The organism is Pseudanabaena sp. 'Roaring Creek', from assembly GCF_001402795.1.
Classification (GTDB): domain Bacteria; phylum Cyanobacteriota; class Cyanobacteriia; order Pseudanabaenales; family Pseudanabaenaceae; genus Pseudanabaena.
This window is the reverse complement of sequence record NZ_LIRE01000023.1, coordinates 1-3854: the sequence shown is the minus strand read 5'-3', so window position 1 is coordinate 3854 and position 3854 is coordinate 1. Positions and strand designations below refer to the sequence as shown.

Genomic DNA, 3854 nt, shown 5'->3' with positions numbered 1-3854 from the left:
TTGCCGCGCGGAGCGCGGCAAACCTCTTTTGGGCTTTAATTCCCAGCTACTTACCGACGTGCGCCCAAGAAATCGAGTTTGCCCAGTTCCACCCCACAATGTCTGAGAATATCGTAGGCAGTCGTTACGTGGAAATAGACATTGGGCAAAATGAAGAACAATAAATAGGCTTGCCCTGCAAAAGTCATTGTCTCTTTTCCGATAGGTAAAGCGATTACCTTCTCTTCAGAACCATCAATCTGTTCGGGAGTAAAAGTCTCAATGAAACTAACCACTTTGCGCAGCCGATCGCCTAGCTCCGCAAATGTAGTTTCGTTATCTTCTAGGGCAGGAGCTTCTGTGCCAGCCAATCTTGCTATGCCACGTCTCGCAATATCCGACGCAATCTGAACTTGGCGGATGAGAGGCAACATATCGGGATACAAACGGCTGGCAATTAGTACTGAAGGATCGATCTTTCTGGCTTCAGCATGGGCAGCCCCCTTTTCAAGAACTGCGATTAAATTATTTAGCGATCGCACTACGGAAGGCACTGCAACCTGATACATCGAAATGGTCATTACCGATTCTCCAGTTTCTTGATAAATTAATCTTTGTAACGCAGTCATCACTATAACAGATCGCTACTTCATCTTCGCTCTATTGAGAATGGACTTATCCCAATTGAAGAAATGGCTACGCCATTTCTTCAATTGAAAACCCTGATAGCTGTGTGGCGCTGCTTTGCAACGCCACACAGCTTTTCGATATATGTCAAACCTTTCTCAAGTTAATATCACGTCAACCTTTGATATCGCATTCCTGGATAAATGGCGATCGCCCCGATTAGTTCTAATTGGGTTAAGGTTCCTAACACTTCCCCTGAAGAGATTTTAGTTTGTTCGACAATCCAATCTAAGCCCACGGGGTCACCGAACCCGATCGCTTGGAGAATGGTTTGTTGCATGGGAGGCAAATCGGTAATGGCGATCGTTGGTGTAGGCGTATCTAAATTTGGCAATGTTCCTAAGGCTTCTAGTAATTCATCTACACCTAAAATTGCCTGTGCGCCCTTGCCCAATAGGTTTAAGCAACCTCTTGCTTCATTTACTTCAAGGGAATTAGGTAAGGTATAGACATCACGTCCATACTCATTTGCCTGATAGGCGGTGATTAAGGCTCCCGATCGTTCGGGTGCTTCCATCACCAAGGTAACGCGACTGAGTCCAGCGATAATGCGATTGCGGGCTGGAAAATGTTTTTTGTCTGGAGGAGTCCCTTGGGGATATTCGCTCAAGACTAGCCCTGAAGCGAGGATTTGTTCGTAAAGAGACTTGTGCTTGGGGGGATAAAAGCGATCGACCCCCGTTCCCATTACCGCTAAGGTCTGTCCCCCAACTTCCAAACAGGCTCGATGAGCTTCGCCATCAATGCCTTCCGCCATACCAGAGATAATTGTAAATCCGTGACTGGCTAAAGCTGAGACGAGTTTTTTCGTCCAACGCTTCCCGTAGGGAGTGGCGCTGCGCGTACCGACGATCGCGATGGTATTGCGTTCGTTCCAAGTGGTGAGATGCCCTTGATAATAGAGAATTGGTGGGGGATCGGGAATTTCCCATAGTAATTGAGGATATTCGCGATCGCTTGGTGTCCAAAAATTGAGATTGTGATGCTCATGTACCGCCAATAAAGACAGAGGCTCCACCTCACCCTGAGCCTGTCGTATGGCTTCAAGGGTCTGACCGCCGATCCCTTCGACTTCTTGTAGAGCGCTTGCGGAGGCTTGCCAAGCCTCGGACATGGAACCAAAGGATTGGTACAGACGCTTGGTTAATACCGAACCAATGCCGCGTATCTGCGACCATGCTAACCAATAGGCTCTTTCAGAACTGGAACTCTGATTCATGGGTTTTAAAAATTATTGCCCTAAACGTTCGATACCATACTCGATACGAGTACTAACCGTTGCGATATCTAACTCACTATTGATTGTTAGTAATTTCTGTTTATAACCATAATATTCCAATAGAGGAATAGTCAGTTTAAAGAACTGCTCGATGCGCTTTTGCACGATCTCAATCCTATCATCGGAGCCACCACGGGCTCGCGATCGCTGCATTAATGTCTCTTCAGAAGCCTGTAAATAGATTGCATGGTCAAGGGGAGTCCCTAACTCATCTAGCAGAAAATCTAACTCCTCGGCTTGAAAAGCCGTACGGGGATAACCCTCTAAAATCCATCCATGCTGGGCATCTGGCATTCCTAAGCGCGATCGCACTAGCTCGATCGTGAGACGATCGGGAACGAACTCACCCGCATCAACAAATCTTTTTACTTCTAAGCCCAGATCCGTGGCATTTGCGATCTCTAAACGCAAAATTTCGCTAGTTGAGATTGCAGGCAAGCTTAACCGAGCCTGTAAATGTAGAGCTTGGGTAGTTCGTCCTGAACCCGATGCACCTAATAGAACGATTCTGGTCATAGGACTAAGCCATCACATGTTTAAAAAAGGCGATCGCTTCTTTAAGGGAATTGATAAAGGTATCAATTTCCGCTTTGGTGTTATAGAAATAGACGCTAGCTCTTGCCGTGCCGCTAATCCCTAAAAATCGATGGAGGGGCTGCGTGCAGTGATGTCCCGAACGAATCGCAATGCCATCTTGATCGAGCATGGCTGATAGGTCGTTGGCATGGATGCCATGATCGAGGGAAAAGGATGCCAAACCCGCACGATGGTATCGGGGGCCGTAAACCTTGATATCAGGAATATCATCAAGATAATCCATCATGTAATTAATTAATTCCTGTTCGTAATCGTGGATTTTATCCATCCCGATCGCCATTAAATAATCTACCGCTGCACCCAGAGCGATCGCTTCACCAATGGCAGGCGTACCCGCCTCAAATTTGTGAGGTAAACCCGCATAGGTAGAATGATCGAGAAACACATCAGCGATCATTTCTCCACCACCCATGAAAGGAGGCATCGCCAGTAAGAGGTCGCGTTTGCCATAGAGAAAGCCAATCCCCGTGGGCGCGCACATCTTATGTCCCGAAGCAACTAGCCAATCGCAATCAAGTTTCTGTACATCAATCGGCATGTGGGGTACGCTCTGGCAAGCATCTAACAAGACCCTCGCTCCTTGGGCATGAGCCAAAGCAATCATCTCTTCTACTGGATTTACACAGCCAAGGGTATTAGAAACATGGACGATCGCCACTAGTTTCGTTTTCGGATTAAGTAGCGATTTAAATTGTTCTATGCTCAGTTCGCCTGTAACCGTAGGTTCGAGAAACTTGAGAACTGCCCCCGTTCTTTGCGCGATTAACTGCCAAGGCACGATATTACTGTGATGCTCCATTACCGAAAGGATGACTTCATCACCCGCCTTCAAATTTGTCCATCCCCATGTATAGGCAACGAGATTAATTGCTTCGCTGGCATTGCGGGTATAAATAATTTCTTCAGAGGATTTTGCCTTAACAAATTTGGCTACTTTGTCCCGCGCTCCTTCATAGGCATCAGTCGCGCGGGCGCTGAGGGTATGTGCACCACGGTGAACATTGGCATTGTCATGTTCGTAATAATATTTCCAAGCAGCGATCACCGACTTGGGTTTCTGAGAACTGGCGGCATTGTCAAAATAAATGAGGGGCTTGTCATTGACCTCTTGATCTAAAATTTCAAAATCCGCTCTGACCCGATCTGCCAAGGTCTTTTCGTAGGTTAATGTCATGAGGCTTACATAGTTGCTGTCGTAACTGCTACCTGTATTTTAACAGTTCCAAACCCAAAAAGAACGGAGTGGTGAATGGGGAGTCGAAACCCAGAAGAGTGTTGCGGCGCAACACTCTTCTGGGTTTTATGTCTTAAC

At 46.8% G+C, this 3854-nt stretch carries 4 protein-coding genes; all 4 read right to left on the bottom strand.

Going from position 1 to position 3854, the window contains the following annotated elements; all coding sequences use genetic code 11:
• Positions 1 to 50: 50 nt before the first annotated feature.
• A complete protein-coding gene (locus AC805_RS00655) occupies positions 51 to 560 on the bottom strand; it encodes a DUF1993 family protein (protein WP_055073622.1) in 510 nt (169 codons plus the stop codon).
• Positions 561 to 775: 215 nt separating this feature from the next.
• Positions 776 to 1885, bottom strand: coding sequence for a DNA-processing protein DprA (gene dprA, locus AC805_RS00650; protein ID WP_055073621.1), 1110 nt, complete (start codon positions 1883 to 1885; stop codon positions 776 to 778).
• Positions 1886 to 1897: 12 nt separating this feature from the next.
• Positions 1898 to 2461, bottom strand: a complete 564-nt coding sequence (locus tag AC805_RS00645; RefSeq protein ID WP_055073620.1) for a nucleoside monophosphate kinase — start codon at positions 2459 to 2461, stop codon at positions 1898 to 1900.
• Positions 2462 to 2465: 4 nt separating this feature from the next.
• Entirely contained in the window at positions 2466 to 3716 is a 1251-nt protein-coding gene (locus AC805_RS00640) for a SufS family cysteine desulfurase (RefSeq protein ID WP_055073619.1), read from the bottom strand.
• Positions 3717 to 3854: the final 138 nt, after the last annotated feature.